The organism is Hyphomonas sp. (genome assembly GCF_965284475.1).
In the GTDB taxonomy this organism is placed as follows: domain Bacteria; phylum Pseudomonadota; class Alphaproteobacteria; order Caulobacterales; family Hyphomonadaceae; genus Hyphomonas.
Genome location: NZ_OZ260087.1, coordinates 3101476 through 3125335 on the forward strand (window position 1 = coordinate 3101476; position 23860 = coordinate 3125335).

The 23860-nt window shown below is 61.1% G+C and carries 22 protein-coding genes; 10 read left to right on the forward strand and 12 right to left on the reverse strand.

Going from position 1 to position 23860, the window contains the following annotated elements; all coding sequences use genetic code 11:
• The first annotated feature begins 71 nt into the window (after nucleotides 1-71).
• The gene (locus ACQ66M_RS15020; protein WP_350171816.1) at nucleotides 72-548 is read left to right on the forward strand and encodes a GAF domain-containing protein; all 477 of its coding nucleotides are present in this window, start codon (nucleotides 72-74) and stop codon (nucleotides 546-548) included.
• Here the strand turns inward: ACQ66M_RS15020 and ACQ66M_RS15025 are convergent.
• The 5 genes from ACQ66M_RS15025 to ACQ66M_RS15045 all read right to left on the reverse strand — a co-directional run bounded on the left by ACQ66M_RS15025 (nucleotide 504) and on the right by ACQ66M_RS15045 (nucleotide 6814).
• Nucleotides 504-2285: a carboxylesterase/lipase family protein gene (locus tag ACQ66M_RS15025; protein ID WP_350171818.1), complete on the reverse strand. Its 1782-nt coding sequence runs from the start codon at nucleotides 2283-2285 to the stop codon at nucleotides 504-506. The genes ACQ66M_RS15020 and ACQ66M_RS15025 overlap by 45 nt on opposite strands.
• A gap of 71 nt (nucleotides 2286-2356) precedes the next feature.
• Nucleotides 2357-3466, reverse strand: coding sequence for a cystathionine gamma-lyase (locus ACQ66M_RS15030; RefSeq protein WP_430404851.1), 1110 nt, complete (start codon nucleotides 3464-3466; stop codon nucleotides 2357-2359).
• Nucleotides 3467-3472: 6 nt separating this feature from the next.
• Complete coding sequence (locus tag ACQ66M_RS15035; protein ID WP_350171822.1) at nucleotides 3473-3895, reverse strand: DUF1330 domain-containing protein; 423 nt, start codon at nucleotides 3893-3895, stop codon at nucleotides 3473-3475.
• A gap of 27 nt (nucleotides 3896-3922) precedes the next feature.
• On the reverse strand, nucleotides 3923-4495 hold the full coding sequence (locus ACQ66M_RS15040; RefSeq protein ID WP_430404853.1) for an NUDIX hydrolase: 573 nt from the start codon (nucleotides 4493-4495) through the stop codon (nucleotides 3923-3925).
• An 84-nt stretch (nucleotides 4496-4579) separates the two neighbouring features.
• The gene (locus ACQ66M_RS15045) at nucleotides 4580-6814 is read right to left on the reverse strand and encodes a DPP IV N-terminal domain-containing protein (RefSeq protein WP_430404855.1); all 2235 of its coding nucleotides are present in this window, start codon (nucleotides 6812-6814) and stop codon (nucleotides 4580-4582) included.
• Between the two features lie 149 nt (nucleotides 6815-6963).
• Between ACQ66M_RS15045 and ACQ66M_RS15050 the strand changes: the two genes are divergently transcribed.
• Complete coding sequence (locus tag ACQ66M_RS15050; RefSeq protein WP_350171828.1) at nucleotides 6964-7599, forward strand: tetratricopeptide repeat protein; 636 nt, start codon at nucleotides 6964-6966, stop codon at nucleotides 7597-7599.
• On the opposite strand, the gene ACQ66M_RS15055 is transcribed toward ACQ66M_RS15050, so the two are convergent.
• A complete protein-coding gene (locus ACQ66M_RS15055; protein WP_430404857.1) occupies nucleotides 7596-8345 on the reverse strand; it encodes a hypothetical protein in 750 nt (249 codons plus the stop codon). The two genes, ACQ66M_RS15050 and ACQ66M_RS15055, sit on opposite strands and share 4 nt — an antisense overlap.
• Nucleotides 8346-8477: 132 nt before the next feature.
• On the opposite strand from ACQ66M_RS15055, the gene ACQ66M_RS15060 reads away from it, so the two are divergent.
• Both ACQ66M_RS15060 and ettA read left to right on the forward strand, forming a co-directional pair.
• Nucleotides 8478-9413 carry a hypothetical protein gene (locus ACQ66M_RS15060; protein WP_430404859.1) on the forward strand — a complete coding sequence of 312 codons (936 nt, stop codon included), beginning with the start codon at nucleotides 8478-8480 and terminating at the stop codon, nucleotides 9411-9413.
• Between the two features lie 84 nt (nucleotides 9414-9497).
• Entirely contained in the window at nucleotides 9498-11162 is a 1665-nt protein-coding gene (ettA, locus tag ACQ66M_RS15065; protein WP_350171834.1) for an energy-dependent translational throttle protein EttA, read from the forward strand.
• A 3-nt stretch (nucleotides 11163-11165) separates the two neighbouring features.
• On the opposite strand, the gene ACQ66M_RS15070 is transcribed toward ettA, so the two are convergent.
• From ACQ66M_RS15070 to ACQ66M_RS15085, 4 genes are all read right to left on the reverse strand, one after another.
• Complete coding sequence (locus ACQ66M_RS15070) at nucleotides 11166-12527, reverse strand: mechanosensitive ion channel domain-containing protein (RefSeq protein WP_430404861.1); 1362 nt, start codon at nucleotides 12525-12527, stop codon at nucleotides 11166-11168.
• Nucleotides 12528-12613: 86 nt separating this feature from the next.
• Nucleotides 12614-13744: a glycosyltransferase family 4 protein gene (locus ACQ66M_RS15075; RefSeq protein WP_430404863.1), complete on the reverse strand. Its 1131-nt coding sequence runs from the start codon at nucleotides 13742-13744 to the stop codon at nucleotides 12614-12616.
• A gap of 267 nt (nucleotides 13745-14011) precedes the next feature.
• Complete coding sequence (locus tag ACQ66M_RS15080) at nucleotides 14012-14638, reverse strand: MlaC/ttg2D family ABC transporter substrate-binding protein (protein WP_430404865.1); 627 nt, start codon at nucleotides 14636-14638, stop codon at nucleotides 14012-14014.
• A 33-nt stretch (nucleotides 14639-14671) separates the two neighbouring features.
• Complete coding sequence (locus ACQ66M_RS15085) at nucleotides 14672-15430, reverse strand: MlaA family lipoprotein (RefSeq protein ID WP_350171842.1); 759 nt, start codon at nucleotides 15428-15430, stop codon at nucleotides 14672-14674.
• A 139-nt stretch (nucleotides 15431-15569) separates the two neighbouring features.
• Here ACQ66M_RS15085 and ACQ66M_RS15090 point away from each other — a divergent pair, with 139 nt between their 5' ends.
• From ACQ66M_RS15090 to pyk, 6 genes are all read left to right on the forward strand, one after another.
• Nucleotides 15570-16547: an ArsR/SmtB family transcription factor gene (locus ACQ66M_RS15090; RefSeq protein ID WP_350171844.1), complete on the forward strand. Its 978-nt coding sequence runs from the start codon at nucleotides 15570-15572 to the stop codon at nucleotides 16545-16547.
• Nucleotides 16544-17458 (forward strand): methylenetetrahydrofolate reductase [NAD(P)H], encoded by a 915-nt coding sequence (metF, locus tag ACQ66M_RS15095; protein ID WP_350171846.1) that lies wholly within the window; start codon nucleotides 16544-16546, stop codon nucleotides 17456-17458. The genes ACQ66M_RS15090 and metF overlap by 4 nt, the downstream gene beginning before the upstream one ends.
• Before the next feature lie 9 nt (nucleotides 17459-17467).
• Nucleotides 17468-18541 (forward strand): homocysteine S-methyltransferase family protein, encoded by a 1074-nt coding sequence (locus ACQ66M_RS15100; protein WP_350171848.1) that lies wholly within the window; start codon nucleotides 17468-17470, stop codon nucleotides 18539-18541.
• The gene (locus ACQ66M_RS15105) at nucleotides 18538-18966 is read left to right on the forward strand and encodes a gamma-glutamylcyclotransferase family protein (RefSeq protein WP_350171850.1); all 429 of its coding nucleotides are present in this window, start codon (nucleotides 18538-18540) and stop codon (nucleotides 18964-18966) included. Before ACQ66M_RS15100 ends, ACQ66M_RS15105 begins: the two co-directional genes overlap by 4 nt.
• Entirely contained in the window at nucleotides 18963-21605 is a 2643-nt protein-coding gene (gene metH, locus ACQ66M_RS15110) for a methionine synthase (RefSeq protein WP_430404867.1), read from the forward strand. The genes ACQ66M_RS15105 and metH overlap by 4 nt, the downstream gene beginning before the upstream one ends.
• 94 nt (nucleotides 21606-21699) lie before the next feature.
• Nucleotides 21700-23124 carry a pyruvate kinase gene (pyk, locus tag ACQ66M_RS15115; protein WP_350171854.1) on the forward strand — a complete coding sequence of 475 codons (1425 nt, stop codon included), beginning with the start codon at nucleotides 21700-21702 and terminating at the stop codon, nucleotides 23122-23124.
• On the opposite strand, the gene ACQ66M_RS15120 is transcribed toward pyk, so the two are convergent.
• Both ACQ66M_RS15120 and ACQ66M_RS15125 read right to left on the reverse strand, forming a co-directional pair.
• Nucleotides 23111-23641, reverse strand: a complete 531-nt coding sequence (locus ACQ66M_RS15120) for a retropepsin-like aspartic protease family protein (RefSeq protein ID WP_350171856.1) — start codon at nucleotides 23639-23641, stop codon at nucleotides 23111-23113. The two genes, pyk and ACQ66M_RS15120, sit on opposite strands and share 14 nt — an antisense overlap.
• Nucleotides 23642-23643: 2 nt before the next feature.
• On the reverse strand, nucleotides 23644-23838 hold the full coding sequence (locus ACQ66M_RS15125) for a DUF1289 domain-containing protein (RefSeq protein ID WP_350172567.1): 195 nt from the start codon (nucleotides 23836-23838) through the stop codon (nucleotides 23644-23646).
• Nucleotides 23839-23860: the final 22 nt, after the last annotated feature.

Sequence of the window (23860 nt, forward strand, 5' to 3'; positions counted from 1 at the left end):
CTTCAACGGCCTATTGCCCTGCGGCCCGGTCCACCCGATATAGCCGCTCCACGGCAAGGATGAGGCGGAAAATGGACAAGGCTGAACACTATCGGGACCTGAAGGTGGAAATCGACAGCGTCGTGGCCGGTGAAACCTCCGTCACGGCACGCTATGCAACAGCGGCGTGCATCCTGGCCCAGGCCATGGCCCCGCGCTTTTTCTGGACGGGTTTCTACATTGTTGATCCGCTGAAACCCCGCGAACTGGTCGTCGGCCCGTATCAGGGCACGCTGGGCTGCCTGCGAATTCCCTTTGGAAAAGGCGTCTGCGGCCATGTCGCGGCTGCGGGTGAACCGATCATCGTGCCTGATGTGCATGCCTTTCCGGGGCATATCGCCTGCGATTCGGCTTCGAATTCCGAAATCGTCGTGCCGGTCTTCGACGCGGAGGGCCGGCTGGCGGCCGTTCTCGATGTGGATTCGACCGCGCTCGATGCGTTCGACGAAGCCGATCTTGAAGGCCTAGTTGCTATTTGCAACAGCCTCCTCATCGACCAGGCCGGGTAGGGGCTCATCATGCAGCGCCATGTCGCGCGGCGCGATAATCTCGGTTACCGCGTCGATCCGGTTGTTCAAGTTCTCTTCCAGTATGTCCAGCTTGCGGGCGCGCAGCTCGCGGATCACTTCAAGCGGATAGTCCAGCGCGATCCATTTGTCCGTCTCGGATGTGTAGCGCGGCCATTCGGGAACGCCCTCGCCATTCGGATCTCCGGTGCGGGCAAAATTCGTCCAGTAGGTCATCATCGTGTTGGTCAGTTTTTCGTCGGCATGCGATACCGGCATCAGCGGCGAATGGCTGTCGAACACGAACGGAATTTCCGCCGCATGATAAGCGCCGATGGTCTGGTGCTTTGACGGCCATGTGCGCGAGAACATGTACATCCATGTCGGCTGGCCGGCATCGGCATTGTGCCTGCCGATGAAGCGCATGTGCACACCGAACATGTCGTCGCCCAGCATGTCGGTGGCACCGGTATCCCAGGTTTCAAGGCTCTCCATCCCGTAGAGCGATTGCAGGGCCTTGGCCGAATTGGTCCCGAAGACATCGGCCAGCGCCTGTTCGCGTTCCTCCAGCGTCCCGGTCATCTCCTTGGACAGCACGGTGGGTGTCATCATGTGCTTGTAGAACAGCGAGCCTTCGTCGGCATTGTATCCTGCCAGCATGGGCAGGCGCGGTGCGTCGCCGTCGCGGATCGCCTTGCCGATCATTTGCGGCAGCACTTTGCCATCCACGTTCGGAAGGAAATATCCGGTCAGGTCGCTGCGGGCTTCCGCGCGTGAGATGATCGCGGCCGCCGGGATCGCCCTCAGCGTGTCGGCGGTCGCTGCCGGCGGCGCGAGGGTCGACAGGAATTCCATGCCGACATCCTCGGCGCTGCGAACGGTCGACAGGGGGGACTTCCTCAGATGGATCGCATTATAGCTGCTTGATCCGCTCTCGAGGATGACCTTGTCGAACAGGCCCACGGCCAGCGGCGACGCCATCAGTTCGCTCACGGACTGAGCACCTGCGCTTTCGCCGAACACGGTCACGTTCTGGGGGTCGCCGCCAAAGCTTGCGATGTTCCTGCGCACCCATCGAAGGGCTGCCATCTGGTCCATCAGGCCGTAATTGCCCGACGTACCATCCGCTTCCGTCAGCGCCGGGTGGGCCAGGTAGCCGAGCGGGCCGAGGCGGTAATTGATCGTCACCAGCACGACGCCTTTTTCGACAAGGCCATTCGACTGATAGATGCCGGTGGAGCCCGAACCGGCCTGGTGCGATCCGCCATGGATCCACACCATTACGGGAACCGGTGTGTTGCCATCCATGTTGCCGCTGCGCACGTTCAGGAAAAGGCAGGTTTCGGATTCTGGCTGGATTGGCTGCGCCGCGATGTATTTCTGGGCCAGCATGCGTTTCCACCAGGGCAGGCCCACGCCTTCCACGATGTCATTCACGAACCCGCCAAGACCTGCGCGCGGCTGCAGGCATTCTGCACCGAACTTGCGGGCATCGCGGGGGATTGCGCCCCATTGCGGCGCGGTATCCGGCGCTGTCCAGCGCCGCGCGGTCGCATAGGGCAGGCCGTTGAAAACCCGGATATCCGGGTTGTCGTGATCAATGCCGCCAATCACCACGCCCTGCTCGATGCGCAGCGGTTCGGCCATTTCCATCGGCTCAGCAGGCTGGTTCATTTTGAACCAGCCCCAGGCCAGACCTGCGGCCAGAGCAAAGAAGAGTACTATACTAAGTCGTTTCATGGCGTGGTTCCCGCCCGTAATCCGCAAGAACTATACCAGATTCAGGGCGATGTCACGGCAACTGGTCCGTTTCAGGACAGTGCATCCAGCGCCTGTGTCACAGCGGCCACAAGATCGCCCGTGGGCTCGATACCGGCGGCGAACCGGACAAAACCGTCCGGTACTTCATCGCCCCAGCGGGCCCGGCGTTCGGCGCTCGAATGGACCCCGCCAAAGCTCGTCGCCGGGGAGAGTAGGGGGCAGCCGGCAATGAATCGCTCGGCATTCGCCTGGCTGGCGAGTGTAAAGCTGACAATCGGCCCGAAACCGTTCATTTGCCGCTTCGCGACCTGATGGAACGGGTCATTTCCCAGCCCTGGATAATGCACGGCCGACACGGCCTTGTGCCCCATCACCGCTTCGGCCACGGCCAGCGCATTCGCGTTCATCCGGGCCAGCCGCACTTCCAGCGTCTCAAGCCCCCGGTGCAGCAGGTAGGCATCGAACGGCCCGACAATCGCCCCGGCCAGCCGCCGCCATGCCTTCACCGCATCGTACAGGTCGGCATTGCGCGTTGCCACATGGCCGCACATCACGTCGGAGTGGCCCGCCATCGCCTTGGTATCGGACAGCACGCAGACATCGGCGCCAAGGTCCAGCGGCTGCTGGCACAGTGGGGTGGCGGTCGTATTGTCCACCATCACCAGCGCGCCCGCTGCCTTCGCGCGTTCGGCCACTCTGGCAATGTCGCACACGGCCAGGCCCGGATTGGCCGGCGTCTCGATCTGCACCAGCTTGCACCCGTCGAAATCCGCCTCTGCCATGTCGGCAGTCGGGCAGGTGCAGACGGTCACGCCCATCGGCGCGAACTGGGCGCTGAGCAGGTTGCGGACATTGTAATAGCCGTCCGACGGCACCAGCACCGTGTCGCCGGGCCGCAGTACGGCATAGAAGACCGAAGCAATCGCCGCCATGCCGGACGGGAAGCAGACCACGTCGGCACCCTCAAGAATGCCGATCTCCGCCTCCACCGCCTCGACGGTCGGGTTGCCGTTGCGGGCATAGAAATGGCTGCCATCCGGCTCGCCCGGCAGGTGGAACACGGACGTCGCATGGATCGGCAGCGACACCGCCTCGCCCTTGGACAGGCCCTGGCTGCGATGGTGCAGCAAGCGGCTGATGGCGGATGTCTTGTCAATCATGGCGGATCAAACCTTTTTCCCGTTGGCCCAGCTTGGCCGCGTCACGATCAGGTCCTGGCACAGGAGGCCGGCCTCACGGTGGCGCGACATGGACTTGTAGTCCTTGTGGTTCAGCGTGGCGATGAAGGCTTGCCGGGTGGGAAAGTGATTGACCAGCACCGCATCCCAGTCGCCGCCGCCGATGAAATAGCGCTCGGTAGAGCCCAGCAGCATTGTCGAGCCGCCCACCTCTGCCGCCGCCACCGAAAAGGCTTCCGAATATCGCTGATAGGCGGCCTCGCCGCTGATCACCTCGCCATGTTCCGGGTCGCCCTCGGCATACTCTGCCTTTGCGCGGAATTTCAAGAGGTTGACCTGCGCGACCGGACCATCATGCGGGTCGTCGCGAAAGGCGCGGAACTGGTCGGCGGTCGGCTGGAAAGCGGGCATATCCTGTCTCCTCGTTTGGCTTTGACGCTACGGGCGCTTGCCGGGATGCTTGCTGAAAAAGCGCTCGGTGTAAAACAATGCCGCCGCGTGAAGCGCATGCTGGACGTCGAGCCCTTCATAGGCGAGGAAATCAGCATAGGGCATTTCCAGCACTTCGATCTCTTCATTGGCGTCCAGCGACTGTGCATGGGTCTTCGTGCACCCCGTCGCGAGGTAATAATGCAATTGGTTGTTCTGCACCGCCGGGTTCGGAAAGCAGGTCCCAACCGGGATCATCTCGCGCGCGGTATAGCCGGTCTCCTCCCGCAGCTCACGCCGGCCGGCCGCCTCCCTGTCGGCTTCACCGGGGTCCATCACACCGCCGGGCAGGCCCAACAGCACGACGCCGCCCGCATGGCGGTACTCGCGGATCAGCACGAGATTGCCGTCATCGGTGACAGGGATCATCGTCACCCATTCGGTGAATTCCAGCACATGATAGGTCGGCACGACATGGCCGTCCTCGCGCTGGCACCTGTCCGTGCGCACGGACAGGAAACTATCCCTGAAGGTCTGGTGGCTCTCAAGAATGGTCCAGGGCTTGATCATAAGTTTCCTCAAGTGATTGCTCCTCCTGAGCATAGCCGAAGCATGGGCGCGAGCGGTATGCTCGTTCCGCCAGCCCGGCTCGCCCTTCGGCTTCGCTCAGGGTGAGCCTTTGATGATAGCGGATTGCTTCAGATGCCGCTCCAGAAATGCCATGCGCGTTTTCATCAGGTGCACCTGCAGTTTCTCACCGCGAATGCCATGGCGCTGGCCGGGATAGGTCATCAGCTCGAACAGCTTGCCTTTATCCTGAAGCGCAGCCATCAGCCGTGTCGTATTGTCGAAGGTCACATTGTCATCCGCCATGCCGTGCATCAGCAGCAGGGGCGTTGTGAGCCTGTCGATATAAGGAAACACGCTGCCAGCCTCGTAGCCGTCCGGATTGTCCTGCGGCGTGTCGAGATAGCGTTCAGTATAGAACGTGTCGTAGAGGCGGTAATCGGTTACCGGCGCGCCGGCGGCGGCGGCGGCGAACGTGCCTTTCGGCGCCTGCAATATTGTCATCAGGGTCATGTAGCCGCCATAGGACCAGCCCTGGATGGCAATGCGGCTCGCATCGACAAAGGGCTGGCTTTTCAGCCAGTCGACGCCCACCATCTGGTCACGCACTTCCGGTCCGCCCGTGCGGCGATGAATCACGTCCTCGAATGCCTTGCCCCGGTTGGCTGATCCGCGATTGTCGAGCCGGAACAGGATATAGCCTCCGCGCGCATAGAACTGGTCCGACACCCGGCCCCATTCATTCACCACGGTCTGCACGCCCGGCCCGCCATAAACCTCGACGATTACCGGATATTGTTTCCCCGCATCAAAGCCCGGCGGCTTGAGGATGGAATAATAAAGGTCCTGACCGTCCTCGGCCGGCAGCGTGCCGAATTCCGGCACTGCATGCTCGGCAAGGAAGGGCGCATAGGCGTGCGTCTCGTCCAGCGCGTTCTCCTCGATCCATGCAATCAGCGATCCGTCAGCCCTGTAGAGCCCCACCTGTGGCGGCTGGCCCGGTGACGAACTTGTGCCGACAAAGGACTGCCCGTCCGGCGACATCACGATCCCCCACGTCCTGCCCGGCGCGGTGATGCGTGTGGGTTCGCCGCCGTCAATTGATACAGCATAAAGGTGCCGCTCCAGCGGCCTGTCGCGAAAGCCTGTGAACAGGACGAGGCTGTCGGATGCCCGAAAGGCCAGCACGGCATCGACGGCCCAGTCCCCTTGTGTGACCCGATGGGCCTGTCCTTGCCGGTTCAGGCACGCAACATGGCGGTAGCCCGAGGCCTCGGTCGTCGTCAGGACATGCACGGGCTGCATGCTGTCAGCGCCGTGGGCCTCGGGGGCAAAGCCGAGGAAGTCGGAGCTGAGGTTGATCCAGCAGGCTTGCGTCTCTTCGCCCATCGCGGCGGCTTTCCAGACGGGTGCATGGAACAGGGTGCGCGACAGCCGTGTCTGGCTCCGGTTTACGCATTGTACCACCAGGTCGCCGTCCGGCAGCCAGTTGACCCGCGCCAGGTACTGGTCCGTTGCCGGGCCCCAATCGCCTTTCCGCCACTTGATGCCGGCCGTCTCCCCGGTCTCCATGTCCCGCACGAACAGGTCCACCACGGCATTTGGCCGTCCGGCGCGTGGATAGCGCTGCGCGATGACTGTCACCTTGTCCGCCTCAATGTCGAACCGGGGTATGATATCGACCATGGACTCATCCACGCGCGTATAGGCGACATAGCGGTCGTCCGGGCTCCACCAGTAACCGGTGAAACGATGCATCTCTTCCTGCGCCACGAATTCGGCGACGCCATACGAAACGGCCCGGTCGGGCTCGGCGCCGGGGGAGAGGCGGATCTCCTCTCCGCTGGTCAGGTCAATCGCATGCAGCGCTCCGTCGCGCACGAAGCTGGCATAGCGTCCGCCTGGCGAGAGTTTGGCGTCGGTCTCGAAGGAATCATTGTCGGTCAGCTGGCGCACGGTCGGTTCGCCCGCGCCAAGCGTCACGAAGAACAGGTCGCCCCCCAGCGGTACCAGCAGTGTCTCCGCCGTGCCCCAGCTGTAATCGACAATGCCTTTTGCTCCTGCAATCCGCTTGCGCTCACGCAGCGCCTTCTCCGCTTCGGACAATTCTGCGTCGACAGGTTGCAGCAGCTGCGAATCGACCAGCAGGCTCTGCGCGCCGCTCGCGACGTCAAACTGCCAGAGATCCAGCCGGTCCTGCTCGCCGGTGCGGCCTTTCAGGAAGGTCACGCGCTGGCCGTCCGGCGAAAATTTCACGCCGCGCGGGGCCGGGCCCGACAGGGAAGGTGAGGCGTACAGGCGTTCCAGCGTCAGGTCTGCAGGGGGGTGGGGCAAGTCGGGTCTCCGCGCTTTCAGGCGCGCACACTAGCGCCGATTGTGTTTCTGTCATCCTGGTGTCCAGGAATCTCTCATGAGTTGAAAATTTGTGGCGAAACTGTGTTTATTGGCTAGTCAGGTTGAATCCCTGATTTAATGTGCCGCCCATGGATGAGGGGAACGCAAGTTACATACAGGCCCAGACGCTGCTGAACGGCAGCGATAGCGGCGAGTCGCTGGTCAAGGCCGCCGAGGCGATGCGCCTGGCCGCCAATTCCGGTCACACCATCGCCGCCAACAGTTTCGGAAACCTGCTTCACCATGGGCGCGGGGTCCATCAGGATCTTTCCGCCGCCCGGGCGTATTATCTCCAGGCGGCCGAGGCCGGCCTGCCGGCTGCCCGTTTCAATCTCGGATTCATGCTCGTACACGGCCTTGGAGGCGAACGTGATGAGGACCGCGCGCGCACCCTGTTCCTGCTCGCGGCGGAAGACGGCAATCTCGACGCCATCACCCATCTGGGCGCCATGATGATGACAGGCGCAGGTGGCGCGCAGGATTTTGATTCTGCGCTTGCCTGGTGGGCGCGGGGCGCTGACCTCGGCGACAGCCGGTGTGCCCTGAATCTCGGTATCGCCCATGCCGGCGGCCATGCTGGCGACGTCAATTTCGTGGCGGCATGGTACTGGTTCAAAATGGCCGAACGTCTCGGCAATGACGGGGCAGCGGCTGAGCTTGAGCGTCTGGAAGGCGTTATGTCGGAAGACGAACACGCCGCTGTGGTCGCCTGCACGGCCCGCTAGACCGGCCCGCGTTCATACAGCCAGGCAAAGCCGATCACGAAGGTTGACACAGCGATAAAGAGATCGCCGCAGAGCGCAACGCAACCAAACAGAATGCTTCGCCAGGTCCTGCCCTGGGGGGCCATCGCGTCTGGCAGGCCCCTGAACACGGTCAGCGCATAGATCAGGCCCGTCAGGGTAAGCGCTGGCACCAGCGTCTGCTCGAACAGGGCAACATCCAGCATCGGCATCGCGATGGTCGACAGGACACCGAGCAACAGGCCCGGCAGCAGTGCCGCAAAGTACAGACGAAGCCGCACCGGCGCGGATGTCCCCGTGCCCCAGATGCGTAGCAGAAGGGCCAGCAGGGCATGGACACAAAAATAGCTGAAGGGGAAGAGGACCAGCCACAGGCCGAGATAGTCCTGCGTGAACTGGTCCATGTCGCCACGGCCGAGCACATCGGGATTGGTCAGCCCTGACTTTGTCATCTCGTGCAGCGCGCTGTCCTCGCCGCCCCACAGGAAGCGGAGGAAGACCATGGCGGCGATCAGCGTGAAGGCCAGCCGTATCGAGGGCGTGAACCTGCCAAGCCAGTCCGCGTCCCGCGCCGCATCGAACACGGCGCGCGGCGACACGATTATAGCCCGCATCGACTTGAGGGCCCGCACGTTGAGCCCGAACAGGTCATCAAGGAGCGCGTCCCAGCCTGACGCGCGGCTCATGTCATCATCAGCGTGCCTGGCAGGCTCGGGCGGTGCGGTCATGGCGGGTCTCCTCACCTGATTGGGCGATGTTCGATCTGAAAAATCAAGCGCTTCGGACAATGCCTGTGAATAATGAACAAATTGCAATTTATTCACGATCCTGCTAGGGTGAGACAAAAGGGGAGAGACGCCATGCTGAAATGGATCTTCAGAATCGTTGCGGCACTGGCCGTGTTTATCATCGCGGCCGGGTGGTGGCTTTTTGCTGGATTCAGCAAGGCGCCTGCCAAGGCGCCGCCGGGCCTTCTGGATATCGACCAGTGGCGCAACATGATCCGCGAAGCGGACGGCGACCTGCCAACAGAGGTTCGCGTTCTGGAGATAGGACACGACTCGGCGCCCATGCTCGCAGCCCGCGCGGGCGCTTTCACCGGCCAGTGGCTGACCAGTTACAATGCCGTTCAAATCGTCTTTCCCGGCAGCACGCTTGTCATTGGCGGGGCGCTCGACCGGCCGACATCTGAAACCATGGTGCAGGCACCGGAAGACTGGTCGTTTGACGACGCGGCCTATCGCACGCTGGTCGATTCCATGCTGCGGGCAGACAGGGTCCTGATGACGCACGAACACCTCGACCATGTGATGGCGATTGCCCGGCATCCGGACGCGGACGCGCTCGCCCCGCGGCTGTGGCTCAACGCGCCGCAGACGGCCGCCCTGCCGCAATTCGCAGCGGGTGAACTGCCTTCTGCCCTGCGCGATCTGCCGCCGCGCCTCGATGGCACGGTCCAGCTGGTCGCGCCCGGTGTGGTGGCGATCCCGATGGCGGGCCATACGCGCGGTGCGCAGCTGCTGTTCATCACACTCCAGAACGGCCACGAATACCTGATGATCGGCGATACGGTCTGGTCGATGTCATCCATCGAAGACCTGACCATGCGGCCCGTCTTCACGCAGTTCATCGTGTTCGATCCGAACGAGGACCGGGACGCCATCCGCACCCAGATACGGGCCATACACGACCTGATGCAGACTAATCCGCAGCTGACCGTATTTCCCAGCCATGATCGCATCTGGCTCGGAAAGCTCTCGGCAGACGGCCTGATCAGCTGGGGCTTTGCGGACTAGCATTGCCTATGACGGCTTGATTTTCCGTGCTGCGCGCGCAAGTAGAGCGCGTCTCATACCCGTTTGCACAGGAACACCCCCGCCATGGCCGGTCCTCAAATCGTTTTTCACATGCAAGGCCTGACTAAGGCCTATCCGGGCGGCAAGAAGGTGTTCGAGAATATCCACCTGAACTTCCTGCCCGATGCCAAGATCGGCGTTGTCGGGGTCAACGGGTCGGGTAAGTCCACCCTGCTGCGCATCATGGCCGGTGAGGACAAGGACTTCCAGGGCGAGGCCTGGGCCGCCGAAGGCATCAAGGTCGGTTACCTTCCACAGGAACCAAAGCTGGACCCAACGCTCACTGTATTTGAGAACGTCGCCTCAAAATGCCCTGAAAAGCAGATGCTCGATCAGTTCAACGCCATCTCCGAGAAACTGGGCGAGGATTATTCCGACGAATTGATGGAACAGATGACGGCTCTTCAGGAGCAGATTGATGCCGCGGACGCCTGGGACATCGATTCCAAGATCGACATGGCGCTGACCGCGCTCGGCTGCCCTGAAAACGATGCTGACGTTTCCGCCCTGTCCGGTGGTGAGGCGCGCCGCGTCGCGATCTGCCAGCTGCTGCTGTCGAAGCCGGACATGATCCTGATGGATGAACCGACCAACCATCTCGACGCCGAGACGGTGGCCTGGCTGCAGAACTACCTGATCAATTTCCCCGGCTGCGTCATCCTCGTCACTCACGACCGCTACTTCCTGGACGACATTACCAGCTGGATCCTCGAGCTTGACCGTGGCCGCGGCGTGCCCTTCCAGGGCAATTATTCCGGCTGGGTCGAACAGAAGGCCAAGCGCATGGAGCAGGAGGCCCGCGAGGACACTGGCCGCAAGCGCACGCTGGCCAAGGAACTCGAATGGGTCCGCTCCGGCCAGAAGGCGCGGCAGGCAAAATCCAAGGCGCGTATCAATGCCTATGAGGAAATGGCTTCCAAGGCCGAGCGCGAGCAGGTGATGACAGCGCAGATCCGCATCCCCCCCGGCCCGCGCCTTGGCGGGGTCGTGCTGGAAGCGGAAGATCTCAGCAAGGCCTTCGGCGAGAACGTGCTGATCGAGGACCTCGACTTCAAACTGCCACCCGGCGGCATCGTCGGCGTGATCGGCCCGAACGGCGCGGGCAAATCGACCCTGTTCAAGATGATCCTCGGCCAGGAGAAGCCCGACAAGGGCAGCCTGCGCGTCGGAGACACCGTGAAGATCGGTTATGTCGACCAGAGCCGCGACAAGCTCGACCCGGCCAAGAATGTCTGGGAGGAAATCTCCGGCGGCACGGACGTGATCGACCTTGGCGGTGTGCAGGTCATGTCGCGCGCCTATGTCGGCGCCTTCAACTTCAAGGGCACCGACCAGCAAAAGAAGGTCGGTCTCCTGTCAGGCGGAGAGCGCAACCGCGTTCACCTCGCCAAGATGCTCAAGGGCAGCCACAACCTGCTCCTGCTCGATGAACCGACCAATGACCTCGACGTGGAAACGCTGCAGGCCCTCGAAGAAGGCCTCGACAATTTCCCCGGCTGCGCCGTGATCATCTCGCACGACCGCTGGTTCCTTGACCGTATGGCCACGCACATCCTGGCCTTCGAGGGCAACAGCCATGTCGAATGGTTCGAAGGGGATTTCTCGTCCTATCTTGAAGACAAGAAACGCCGCCTCGGCGAGGATTCGGTGAACCCCAAGCGCCTGAAATTCAAGAAGTTCGCGCGCTGACGATTATTCGACCGGGCGGCCGGAATCGAGGAGATCGGTCTCCGTGGTTTCGGCCCGCTCTTCATCCACTTTCTTGTCAATGTGATTGTCTGGCGCCACGTCCTGCGCCTTGATGCCTTCTTGTGTTGGCGGGTCGGCTGGCTTGCGCCGCACCTTTCCGGTGGCGGCTGCGCGGCTGATGGCTTCAGGATCGACTGCGGAGTCAAAGCGCAACCGATAGATCGGCTCTGGCAGCGTGAAGCCCCCGGATTCGAGCGCATCCTTGGTCGTGCTGATCGCCAGGCCGCGGGCCTTGTTGAAATCGCTGCGGCTCTGATCCACCCAGCCCTGAAAGCGCAGCACGATGTTGGAATCGCCGACCGTCTCGATGAAGGCGGTTGCATCCGGTTGTTTCAGAACGAAGGGAAGGGTGCCCAGCGCACCGAGCCCCAGTTTCATGGCTGCCACCGGATCGTCCTCGGCATCGACACCAAGATCGAACTCGAAGCGTCGTTCCGGGTTGCGGCTGTAATTCAGGATCACGGCCTTGAAGACCATGGCGTTCGGGATGCGCAGATGGTTGCCGTCCAGCGTCATGAGGACGGTCGCGCGCGATGTGAGACGCACGACCTTGCCCTCCTGGTTCCCGATCATGACGTGTTCGTTGGCGCGGAACGGCTGACGCAGGCTGAGCATGATGGAGGAGATATAGTTCTCGAGACTGTCGCGGACCGCGAAGCCCACGGCGATGCCGAGCACGCCTACGCCGCCAAGTATCGTGCCCATCAGCGCATTGGCGCCGATCAGGCTGAGGCCGACGACGAGTGCAATCGCGATGGCGGCGACACGCACGGCCTGTGAGACAAGCTCGGCGAGGAAGGGGTTGCGAAGGATGCGGCGCCACATCCACATCCAGCTGGCGAGCATGTGGCCGGCAAGGCTGATGACCAGGAACAGGGCGAGACCGAGGCCGAGCAGGGGAAGCGCCCGATAATAGCTCCTGAGCCGGGCGTTCAGGGTGTCGACGAGGGGCGAGACATTGCCTTCGATGTCGAGCGTCCGGTCGATCTTGTCTTCGACGGTCACGACACCAACGAGCCGCCCTGCAATCTCGCTTGCGCGGATGGCGGCGGCTGAGTTCGACACGCCGCCGGACAGGGTAACCACACCTTCACGCACGTCGACGTCAATGCGCTTGAGCGAGTCGATTTCCGAGAAGATCGCCTGGATCCGGCTTTCAATCGCCTGATCATCCGGCACATCGCTGACTGTCTGGACGATTTGCGGGGGAGGGGGTTCGCCAGGTTCCTGCGCGCTGACCTCAAGCGCAGGCAGAAGGGCGAGCAGGCAAAGGCCTGCGAGCCAAGTGTATATCTGTCGTGTCATCATGGGCATCGCGCCGTCTTCCCCGCAGCCTTCGCAATAAGAAAGCGTGAGCGGGCCAGGTGTTCCGCCTGACTGCGCCCAGGCCGTCACGCGAACTGGTCTGCGATATCGGAAATCGTCGGCGAGGAGACGTCAAGCGGACCGCATTGCGGGCGGCTCGATAGCTTTTCAGCCGCAACGCGTTCATAGAAGGGATCGTAAAAGGCGCCGGACACGCCCGGAGCGAACATCTTCTCGGCTGTCAGCCGTGCGTTGCGGCGAAGGGGCAGCAGTTTGTCGGGGGCGTCCAGATAAGGGCGGATGGCCGCCAGCGCATGGTCGGCCAGGTGTTCGACCTGCTCTGCGAAATGTGTCTCATAGGATTTTTCACCCCGCGTATCGTAGGACGGCCTGAGCCACTTGCCGATCGCGTCGACTTCAAGCGGGAGCATCAAACCGTTGAAGCCGTCCTTGAGGAATTCAGGAATGGCCTGAACCGAGGTGCCGATGGAAGGCGTATGCTCTGCCATGGCCTCAATGATTGAATAGCCGAACGTGTCTGCAAAGGTTGGCAGAAAGCAAAAATGGGAGCGCCCGAGAATTCGCCGAACCGCCTCGTTTGGCAGGCGGTCTTGGTGATGGACGTTCGGCAGTTTCAGACATTCAAGATAAGGCTTGAAAAATGTTTCAGATGTCGGATCGGTCCACACCGATGCGCCCATCTGGAGCGACGAAATGGTCTGTATGCGCAGGGGTAGCTTTTCGTCGTATGCTTTCTTGGCCAGAAGGGCAGCGACGCAGCCGCCTTTTCGTGCGAAGTGCCCGCCGACAAATGTGATGACCAATTCGTCCATATGCCCTCGTGAGAGCGGATAGGCTAGCGGATCTTCCTTCGGGCCGATGGCGACATTGGGATGGCGAACGAACAGTTTCGCTTCAAGCTCCCCGGCGGCATCTGTTCCCCTTACCCGGGACAGAAACTCTCGCCGTGCATAGTGTGACAGCGCGATGATCCGGCGACAACGGGGGCTGGCAAGTTCGCTTACCATCCAGTTCGTGTAGGCATTATCGTTCTGAAAGCCGAAGCGCCTTGGCAGATGACTTTCGAAAGATATGACGTATTTTTTTTCGCCTACCGGCAGCCGGTTGAAGGCGTGGACGAGGTCGGCATTGTGAAAAGGCGCGAGAAGCGCCACACCATCCAGGCTGCTGAGCAGCTTGTCGAAGGGCAGGAACATACGCCTGTCAATGTCGTGCCCGCTCTTTCGGGGCACCACAAATGACGTCGGATATTTGTCCTTGTAGACGGAAACGCGCATTTGGACCTTGTATCCACATTGGAAATCTACTCGAACGTGTGCAGGAAATGGGCCATATGGTCAAAAAGGCACAGTACAGATCGATGCAGAAACTTCCAGATCTGTAGCCGGAATAGTCATAATCCCAAAAAAAATGCCGCCAAAAAAGGCGGCAAATGACTTGAGTTGACTGGATTTCGGTACGGATCAGTTCCGCTTGGAGGCCTTCAGGTCCGCCGTCATGCTTTCGATCTTGGTGATTAAGGCATCTGCCGAGCCGTTTGCGCGGTCGAGCAGGGCGATGAACTGGGCGCGTTGTTCGATGCCCAGCCAGATCAGGTTACCATCCAGGTTGAGCGCGACGTCGACAACCTGGTACTCGCCGTTGCGCGTGAGGACGCGCCAGCGCACATCCATGTCCTTGCCGTCCTGACGCTTGATAACCGTGTTGACGATTGAATCGGTGTCCGATCGGTCCACGGAATCCTTTACGACGACTTCCTCACCGCGATATTTATCGAGTTCGCTCTCGTAAACGGCCAGTGCGTAAGTCCGGAAAGCCTTGCGATAGGTGGCCAGTTCCTGCTCCGTAAACCGGCGGCTGTACTTGCCGATGGCAAAATTGGATACCGCATCCAGATCCGCGAACTTGTCCATATACATGCTGAATGTCTCCGTACGCTGCTGGGCATTCAGCGCCGGGTCGTTGAGCGTGGCCAGCACTTCACTGGCATTGGTCTGGACATAGGCTTCCGTCCTGGCGTCCGCAAAGGCTGGCAGGGCGCTCAATGCCAGTGCGGCAAAAGCAAAAAGGGTAGGGGACGTGCGGCTCAAGAATCTGCTCCTGTCTGGGTCATCGGCGTCTGTCTAATCCTCAAATTCGTCAAAATCTGGGAGATCATCATACGCTTCTGTGTCATCAACCGGCTTACCATTACGAATGGCCGCCTGACGCTGAGATGAATAAATACGGCGCAGGGCCACATAAGGTTCCGGTTGTTCATTAAGCGCTGTGATCTGATCGTCGAATTCGACACGCGCATTCAGTCCCCCGAGAACGCCACGACCAAAGGCGATCTGGTCATCGAGGTCGGGCTGGCCGGCAAATTCGGTCCACGTCAGCGGATCGAACACGCGGTCCACGCCAGATCCAACGAGGTCACGCGGATTGGTTGGCCCGATGAAGGGCATGACCAGATAGGGGCCGCCGTCGACGCCCCATACAGCGAGTGTCTGTCCGAAATCCTCGCTATGTCCGTCCAGACCGAAATAGGCGGCTGCATCCCACAGGCCGACAAGCCCAACAGTGGTGTTGATCGTGAAGCGGAAAAACGTGTCGCTGGCGCGTCCTGGCTGAGCCTGAAGCACGTCATTCACGAAAATAACCGGAGATTTGAGGTTGCCAAGGAAGTCGCCGACCCGATCGCGGGCAAATTCAGGCGTTACGGTCTCATACACAGTGGCCGCCGGGCTAATGGCGTACTGGTCCACGCCCTGATTGAAAGCGAACATCTGGCGGTTGAAGCCCTCATAGGGGTCAGCAACCATGCCGGGTTCTGCGGGGGGCGTTGAGGCACACGCGCCAAGGCCGAGTGCCAGGGCGGCGCCAATGAGTCGATTTTGCATGAGGAGGGTCCCCCGGGGCTGGTTCAGTGGGTAGATGGAGTCTCTCATACACTGCATCAACTGACGGATTGGTAAATTCACAAGACTGTGGCCCATCTGCAATCTTGCAAAACATATAAACTCATGTTTATATTCTGATATGCAACTCGATCTCGCTCCCCTAATTGACCGGCTGCGCGCCGCTGGCGAACCGACGCGACTGCGGATTCTTGCGCTCCTGCGTGAAAGGGACCTGTCAGTCGGTGAACTCGTTCAGGTCCTGGCGCAATCCCAACCCCGCCTGTCACATCATCTGAAGGTTTTGACGGGGGCCGGTCTGGTGGAGAGGATGCCAGAAGGTTCGTTTGTATTCTACAGGGCTGCCACACGGGGTGACGGCCGCGCCTTTCTGGATTCGCTTTTTGCGCAGGTGCCGCCGGATATAGCGACTTTGAAGCGTGATGCCGACCAGCTAGACGAAGTCTCAGCTGTGCGTGCGGCCTCGGCGGAGACATTTTTTTCCGGCATTGCCGGAAACTGGGATACGATTCGTTCTCTGCACTATCCCAATGAAGCGATTGAACGGGCTCTGCTTGACCTGGCCGGTCAGGGGCCTTTCGAGCGGGTTATCGATTTTGGTACGGGCACGGGCAGAATGCTCGTCCTGTTTGCGCCCCTGTCCCGCGAAGCGGAAGGGATCGACCTTAGCCATCACATGCTGACCGTTGCGCGCGCGAATCTGGAGCGGGCCGGTATTTCCGGCGCCCGTGTGCGTCAGGGCGATGTCACATCCGTGCCCTTTGAAGCCAATTGCGCTGATCTGGTCATCATTCACCAGGTGCTGCATTTCATGGATGCGCCGGGAAAGGTGATCGCCGAGGCCAGCCGCGTCCTGAAGCCGGGCGGTCGCCTTCTGGTCGTGGACTTTGCCGCGCATGATCTGGAGTTCCTACGGACTGAGCATGGCCACCATCGGCTTGGCATGCGAGACGACAACATGGCGACTTGGGCTTCAGAAGCCGATCTCACCCTGTCGGAACCTCATTCCTTTGCCCCGCCCGATGCGTCGAGCCCCGGACTGGTTGTCAATATCTGGGTCGCTGAGAAGCAGGCCGCGCCCGAGGAGGCAAAAGCATGAATACCTTGTCGATTGCCGACCGCCAGGCGACGTCCGCCCCGTCGATCTCGTTCGAGTTCTTTCCGCCGAAAAGCGACGCCATGGCAGAGCGCCTGTGGGAGACCGTCGAGCGCCTCGAACCGATGGCGCCGGACTTTGTGTCCGTGACCTATGGCGCCGGTGGCTCCACGCGCGAGCGCACGCATGACACCGTCAAGCGCATTGCCGGCGGCACGTCGCTGCGCCCGGCGGCGCATCTGACATGCGTGTCTGCGACGAAGGAAGACGTGCTGGCCGTCGCTGATGCTTACTGGGATGCGGGTATTCGGCATATCGTGGCCCTGCGCGGTGATGCGACAGAGGGCATGGGCGCGGCGTTCCGGCAGCATCCCGGCGGGTTCCGCGACTCCGTTGAGCTGATCGAGGGCCTGCGCGCGCGTCACCCGGAACTTGGCAAGCAGTTCGAGATTTCGGTGTCATGTTATCCCGAGCAGCATCCGGACAGTCTCGGCTGGGAACAGGACATCACGTTCCTTAAAGCCAAGCAGGATGCCGGCGCAGACCGTGCCATTTCACAATTCTTCTTCGAGCCGGATACATTCCTGCGCTTTCGGGACCGGGCGCGCGACGGCGGTGTGACCATGCCGATTATTCCCGGCATCATGCTGCAGCCCAATTTCAATGGCCTCAAACGCATTTCGGCGCTTTGCGGCGCAAGCCTGCCGAACTGGCTGCACCGGCTGTATGAAGGCCTTGATGATGACGCGGAGACGCGCGATCTGGTGACCGCAACGGTTGCCGCCGAGCTTTGCCACAAGCTGGCAGATCATGATGTCGACACGTTCCATTTCTATACGTTGAACAGGGCAGGGCTGGCGCTATCCACCTGCCGCCTGCTCGGCGTCAAACCCAAACCAGCCAAGGCTGCATGAGGCTCTCCCATGACCCGATCTGAACGCATTGCCGCCCTGCACGCCGCTGCAAGGGAACGTATCCTGATCCTCGACGGATCCTGGGGCGTGATGTTCCAGCGCATGGGGCTGGAAGAGGCGGATTATCGCGGCGACCGGTTCACCGAGGCGGCCTATCCCGGCCAGATGAAGGGCAATAACGACATCCTCTGCCTGACGCGGCCGGAGCGCGTGACCGAACTGCATGATGCCTATTTCGCTGCTGGCGCAGACATTTCGGAGACCAACACATTCTCGGCCACGATGATTGCGCAGGATGACTACAGGCTGGATGCCGATTCCGTGCGGGCCATCAATCTGGAGGGCGCAAAACTGGCGCGGGCTGCTGCCGATGCATGGACAGCGAAGACGCCGGACAAGCCGCGTTTTGCCGCCGGTTCGATCGGGCCGCTCAACAAGATGCTGTCCATGTCCTCCAACGTGAACGATCCCGGCCACCGGGCCGTGACGTTCGATGAGGTCTATGAGGCCTACCGGATGCAGGTGCAGGCGCTGAATGAAGGCGGCGTGCACCTGTACCTGATCGAGACGATCACGGACACGCTGAACTGCAAGGCGTGCATCAAGGCGATCATGGACCTTGAGGAAGAGGGCATGGAAAAGCTGCCAATCTGGATTTCCGGAACGATTACCGACCGGTCGGGCCGCACACTGTCAGGCCAGACGGTCGAGGCGTTCTGGAACTCGGTGCGGCATGCCAAGCCGTTTGCCATCGGGTTCAACTGCGCGCTTGGCGCCGACCTGATGCGGCCGCACATCGCGTCGCTGTCGCGTATCGCAGACACGCTGGTCGCAGCCTATCCGAATGCCGGCCTGCCCAACGAAATGGGCCAGTATGACGAGACTCCCGGCCAGACATCGGGCGCTGTCAGTGGCTGGGCGAAGGACGGGATCGTCAATATCCTGGGCGGGTGCTGCGGCACGACGCCGGAGCATATTGCGGCCATCGCCAAGGCCACGGAAAGGCTCAAGCCGCGCGATCCGGCGCCAACGTCTCACGACATGCGGCTTGCCGGGCTGGAACCCTTTGTGCTGGCCTCATGACCGGACCAGTGGTCAAAACGGGTGATTTGTTCGTGTTCTATGGCCTGCTGAAGCAGGGGGCTGCAGGCATGCCGGCGGACCTGCCGCTGGAGACTTCGGGCCGGTTTCTGGGGCCATGCCGGTTCCGGGGGCGGCTGCTGGACCTAGGCGGCTTTCCGGGTGTGGTCGCTGGCGAAGACCTGTGCCATGGCGTGCGGTATGAACTGGAAGACGTGTCGATCATCGGCGCGATGGATGCATTCGAGGATGTCACGCACGACCTGGCAACGTCGCTATACGTGCGCAAGAAAATTCCGCTGCTGGATGACCAGGGCGCGACGGCCGGCGAGCAGGCCTGGATCTACTGGTACAATCAGTCCACAGAGGGCTTTGAGCATATCTCTGACGGCAACTGGCCGCTCGGCAAGGGACGAACACGCAAATGACTGCTTCTGCTTCAACAAGATTCGTCAATATCGGCGAGCGTACCAATGTGACCGGCTCTGCCGTGTTCCGGAAGATGATCACGGCGGGTGATTATCCTGCAGCGGTCGAAGTAGCCCGCAACCAGGTGGAGAACGGTGCCCAGATCATCGATGTGAACATGGACGAAGGCATGCTCGACGGCGCCGAAGCCATGCGCACGTTCCTGAACCTGATTGCGGCCGAACCTGATATTGCCCGCGTGCCCGTCATGATCGACAGTTCCAAATGGGATGTCATCGAAGCCGGGCTGAAATGCGTTCAGGGCAAGGCGGTCGTGAACTCGATCTCCATGAAGGAGGGCGAGGAGACGTTCCGCAAGCATGCGCGCATATGCCTGTCCTACGGGGCGGCGGTCGTTGTCATGGCGTTTGATGAAGTCGGGCAGGCGGATACGGCTGCGCGCAAGATTGAGATATGCCAGCGTGCCTACAAGATCCTGACTGAGGATGTCGGCTTCCCGGCCGAGGACATCATTTTCGATCCGAACATATTCGCCGTGGCGACGGGGATCGACGAGCACAATAATTACGCTGTGGACTTTATCGAAGCGGCGAAGGTGATCCGCAAGACGTGCCCGGGGTGCCATATCTCAGGCGGACTTTCCAATGTGTCGTTCAGCTTCCGGGGCAACGAGCCCGTGCGCCGGGCGATGCACTCTGTCTTCCTGTATTATGCTATCCCGGCAGGCATGGACATGGGCATCGTCAATGCTGGCCAGCTGGATATCTATGATGATATCGAGCCGACCTTGCGCGACGCCGTTGAGGATGTGATCCTGAACCGGCGCGAGGACGCCACCGAGCGCCTTGTCGACATTGCCGAGACGTACAGAGGCCAGAAGGGCAAGGTGCAGGAGAAGGATACGCGCTGGCGCGAAGCGCCGGTTGCCAAGCGCATTGAGCACAGCCTGGTTCACGGTATTACTGAATTTATCGAGGTGGACACGGAAGAGGCCCGCCAGGCTGTCGAGCGCCCGCTCCACGTGATCGAAGGCCCGTTGATGGACGGCATGAACGTGGTCGGAGACCTGTTTGGGTCGGGCAAGATGTTCCTGCCGCAAGTGGTGAAATCCGCCCGCGTCATGAAGGCAGCTGTGGCCTATCTCGAACCCTATCTTGAAGAAGAGAAGATCCGGCTTGGCACGGTCGATGTCTCGAATGGCAAGGTGCTGATGGCGACCGTGAAGGGCGATGTGCACGATATCGGCAAGAACATTGTCGGCGTGGTGCTTGCCTGTAATGGCTATGAAATCATCGACCTCGGCGTGATGGTCGCGGCGGAGAAAATCCTCGACACTGCGATTGAACAGAATGTTGATGTGATTGGCCTGTCGGGCCTCATCACGCCCAGCCTCGACGAGATGGTCTATGTCGCCTCGGAGATGCAGCGGCGCGGCATGACGCAACCCCTGATGATCGGCGGCGCGACGACCAGCCCCGCGCACACAGCGGTCAAGGTTGATCCCGTTATCCAGTGTGCACCGGTAATTCATGTGTCGGATGCCAGCCGCGCCGTTGGCGTCGTCAGTACGCTGCTGAATGCCGAAGAAAAGCCCACGCTCGTCGCCCAGACCAAGGCGCGCTACCAGCAGATGCGGGATTCTCGCAAGGGTGGGCCGCCCAAGCCGCGCTTGCCGATTGACCAGGCTCGTGCCGCTGCGCTGAAGATCGACTGGGATGCATATGAGCGACCCATGCCGACCTATGCCGGCGTGCGGACGTTCGACGATCTCGATCTGGCAACGCTTGCGCGCTACATCGACTGGACCCCATATTTTTCCGCGTGGGATCTGGCCGGGAAGTATCCCGCCATCCTGACAGACAAGGTGGTTGGTGAAGCCGCTAGCAGCCTGTGGCGCGACACCGAGGCGATGATGCAACGGCTTGTCGGTGAGGCCTGGTTCAAGCCGAAGTCCGTTGTGGGTTTCTGGCGCGCAAACAGCATTGGCGATGACATCAGACTGGAGACAGGTGACGTGTTCCACACGCTGCGCCAGCAGATGGTGAAGGACAATACACGCGCCAATTTCGCGCTGGCCGATTTTGTCGCGCCCGAAGGCGAAGACTGGATCGGCGGTTTCTGCGTGACCTCGGGTCCGGAAGTTGAGGCCATCGCTGCCGACTTCGTTGCCAGAGGTGACGATTACTCATCCATCATCGTGAAGGCGCTGGCAGATCGGTTTGCAGAAGCGGCCGCTGAATACATGCACGAGCGCGTGCGCCGTGAACTCTGGGCCTATGCGCCTGACGAAGGCCTCAAGCCCCAGGATCTTATCGAGGAAAAGTATCGCGGCATCCGCCCGGCACCAGGCTATCCCAGCCAGCCTGAACATACGGAAAAGGCGACACTCTTCAAATTGCTTGATGCCGAAAAGAATATCGGTGTTTCGCTGACGTCGAGCTTTGCCATGACACCTGCTTCCAGTGTGTCGGGCATGTATTTCGCGCACCCCGAAAGCGTCTATTTCGCCGTCGGCCGGATCGAGCGGGATCAGGTGGAAGACTATGCCGCTCGCAAGGGCTGGGACATGCGAATGGCCGAACGCTGGCTGGCCCCGATCCTGAACTATGATCCGCTGGCCGTAAAAGCCGATGCCTGATCGCTGCTTTCCGTTGCGTAATATGTTGCTGGTCGTGGGCGCGCGAGTCGCATAAAGGCTGCGCAACAGCTGATGTGCCACGGGGAGAGACGCAATGCCCACGAACAAGATTCGCGGAGAGAATGCCAAGATCGTCGCGACTCTTGGCCCGGGCAGCCGTTCGCGCAGGGAAATTCGTGCACTGGCCGAAGCGGGCGTGGATGTGTTCCGGCTGAATTTCAGCCATGGTGAGCATGAGGCGCATCGCGAGGCGCTGGAGGCGGTTCGCGCCGCCGAAGCCGCCCTGGGCCAGCCGCTTGCCACGCTTGGCGACCTTCAGGGACCGAAGGTGCGTGTTGGCACGTTTCCAGGCGGCGCTATGCGGCTAGGCTTCCGGGCGGAATATGACCTGATCGCCGCTGACAGCACGGACCGGGAAGATGCCATTCCCGTGCCGCATGCCGAGATTGTCGCGGTGCTGGAGGTTGGCGACACGATCCTGGTGGATGACGGCAAGCTGATCCTGACGGTGACGCGGGCAGGGGATGCACCCCGTGTTCGGGCTGAAGTTCCGGGAAAGCTGGGCGACAAGAAGGGTTTCACCGTTCGTGGCAAGGCGCTGCCTGTACAGGCGCTGACAGACAAGGACCGCAGGGATCTCGCCTTCGCACTCGAGATCGGAGTCGACATTGTCGCCCTGTCCTTCGTGCAGACGGTGGAAGACATTCTGGAAGCCAAGGCGATTATTGCCGGGCGGGCGCCACTTGTTGCCAAACTGGAGAAGCCGGCGGCGATTGCCAACCTCATCGAAATTGTCGAGGCGGCTGACGCGGTTATGGTCGCCCGGGGTGACCTTGGCGTGGAGTTCGCGCCGGAGGATGTGCCCGTGATCCAGCGCCGGATCGTTCGTGCAGCGAGGGCTGCGGGCCGGCCGGTCATTGTCGCCACACAGATGCTGGAATCGATGATCGAGAATTCGGCGCCAACGCGTGCGGAAGCGAGCGATGTGGCAACAGCGATCTATCAGGGCGCTGACGCGGTCATGCTGTCGGCAGAGACGGCCGTTGGCCGGCATCCTGCGACTGCGGTGGCCATCATGTCCAGAATTATCAGGGCGACAGAGAAGGCAGACGACTATCATCGTTCGATTGCCGAATTTGATGGTGATGGAACGTGTTCGAACGCAATCGACGTCGTTGCGCGAACGGCGCTGGACATGGCGGCATCGGAAGGTGCGACGGCCCTGGCCTTGCGCACTGGGGCGTTCGAGCGTCTTGCGCGTTTCTCGCGGGTCCGCGGCGCGGTGCCGATCCTGTATGGGTCGCTTGATGACCAGCGGTTGCGTCAGGCATGCCTGCTCTGGGGCGTGCATCCCCAGCGCCTGAATGCCGGCGAGCAAACATGGTATCGTGACCTGATGAATGCGGCAGGCCTGCAAGGCCGGGTCGCCTATGCGCGATGGGCTGGAGACGAGACCCGCTTTGCCTGGGAGATCGGGATTGGCAAGGGCCAGGACGGCAAGCCGGTTACTGGCGTATGAGGAGCTGGCTCTTGCGGAATTCGTAAGAGTATAGTTCGCCCAGAAACGTCATGCCGAGGAGGGATTGTTCAAGGCCCTCGCGCAGGACCATTCCCTCGACATTTTCCACTTCCACCTGACCGATACGGATGCGTTCGAGCGTGACGGCCGCGCCGTAAACGATCCCGCCAGCGGTTCTGATTTCCCATTTGAAATCCAGTTCTTCCGGCTTCAGGCCGATGCGTTGTGCATCCCGGTATGTGATTGCCACCGTGCTGGCGCCGGTATCCACCATGAATTTCACGGCGGTTCCATCGACATCGGCGCGGGTCCAGTAGTGGCCATCCGGTTCGCGATCAATGATGGCGGCGTTTGCAAACGTGACCTGTGGTTTCGTATCGGGCTCCACAGAGGCCGGACCGGGGACGGTGGCGACGTCGCGATCATTCAGTTTTGGAACAACAAAGAAGACGGCCGTTGCGGCAATCAGGCTGGCGGCCACGATCATCGAGACTGCTTTTCCGGCCAATCCGTCCATGCCTACCTCTTTCCCATGGCTTCAAGTTTCGTAACCCGCTCGGGAAGCACAGCCATGACATCTGAACGTGCATCACCGCTCATTGCCATCCAGCGGCCGATTTCGGGCAAGGTGCGTCCACAGCCAAGGCACCAACCTGTCGTGGCGTCTATGGCGCAGACTTTTATGCAAGGGGTCTTTATCGGTTGGTCAGTCATCAATATACAGCGTAGTTCATGG

Bases quoted from the DNA above. Each gene is read 5' to 3' on its own strand.
- ACQ66M_RS15035 (WP_350171822.1), bottom strand. From the start codon at position 3,895: ATGCCCGCTTTCCAGCCGACCGCCGACCAGTTCCGCGCCTTTCGCGAC.
- ACQ66M_RS15105 (WP_350171850.1), top strand. From the start codon at position 18,538: ATGACCGGACCAGTGGTCAAAACGGGTGATTTGTTCGTGTTCTATGGC.
- ACQ66M_RS15055 (WP_430404857.1), bottom strand. From the start codon at position 8,345: ATGACCGCACCGCCCGAGCCTGCCAGGCACGCTGATGATGACATGAGC.
- pyk (WP_350171854.1), top strand. From the start codon at position 21,700: ATGCCCACGAACAAGATTCGCGGAGAGAATGCCAAGATCGTCGCGACT.
- ettA (WP_350171834.1), top strand. From the start codon at position 9,498: ATGGCCGGTCCTCAAATCGTTTTTCACATGCAAGGCCTGACTAAGGCC.
- metF (WP_350171846.1), top strand. From the start codon at position 16,544: ATGAATACCTTGTCGATTGCCGACCGCCAGGCGACGTCCGCCCCGTCG.
- ACQ66M_RS15060 (WP_430404859.1), top strand. From the start codon at position 8,478: ATGCTGAAATGGATCTTCAGAATCGTTGCGGCACTGGCCGTGTTTATC.
- ACQ66M_RS15020 (WP_350171816.1), top strand. From the start codon at position 72: ATGGACAAGGCTGAACACTATCGGGACCTGAAGGTGGAAATCGACAGC.
- ACQ66M_RS15125 (WP_350172567.1), bottom strand. From the start codon at position 23,838: ATGACTGACCAACCGATAAAGACCCCTTGCATAAAAGTCTGCGCCATA.
- ACQ66M_RS15090 (WP_350171844.1), top strand. From the start codon at position 15,570: ATGCAACTCGATCTCGCTCCCCTAATTGACCGGCTGCGCGCCGCTGGC.
- ACQ66M_RS15070 (WP_430404861.1), bottom strand. From the start codon at position 12,527: ATGACACGACAGATATACACTTGGCTCGCAGGCCTTTGCCTGCTCGCC.
- metH (WP_430404867.1), top strand. From the start codon at position 18,963: ATGACTGCTTCTGCTTCAACAAGATTCGTCAATATCGGCGAGCGTACC.
- ACQ66M_RS15100 (WP_350171848.1), top strand. From the start codon at position 17,468: ATGACCCGATCTGAACGCATTGCCGCCCTGCACGCCGCTGCAAGGGAA.
- ACQ66M_RS15075 (WP_430404863.1), bottom strand. From the start codon at position 13,744: ATGTTCCTGCCCTTCGACAAGCTGCTCAGCAGCCTGGATGGTGTGGCG.
- ACQ66M_RS15085 (WP_350171842.1), bottom strand. From the start codon at position 15,430: ATGCAAAATCGACTCATTGGCGCCGCCCTGGCACTCGGCCTTGGCGCG.
- ACQ66M_RS15030 (WP_430404851.1), bottom strand. From the start codon at position 3,466: ATGATTGACAAGACATCCGCCATCAGCCGCTTGCTGCACCATCGCAGC.
- ACQ66M_RS15025 (WP_350171818.1), bottom strand. From the start codon at position 2,285: ATGAAACGACTTAGTATAGTACTCTTCTTTGCTCTGGCCGCAGGTCTG.
- ACQ66M_RS15050 (WP_350171828.1), top strand. From the start codon at position 6,964: ATGGATGAGGGGAACGCAAGTTACATACAGGCCCAGACGCTGCTGAAC.
- ACQ66M_RS15120 (WP_350171856.1), bottom strand. From the start codon at position 23,641: ATGGACGGATTGGCCGGAAAAGCAGTCTCGATGATCGTGGCCGCCAGC.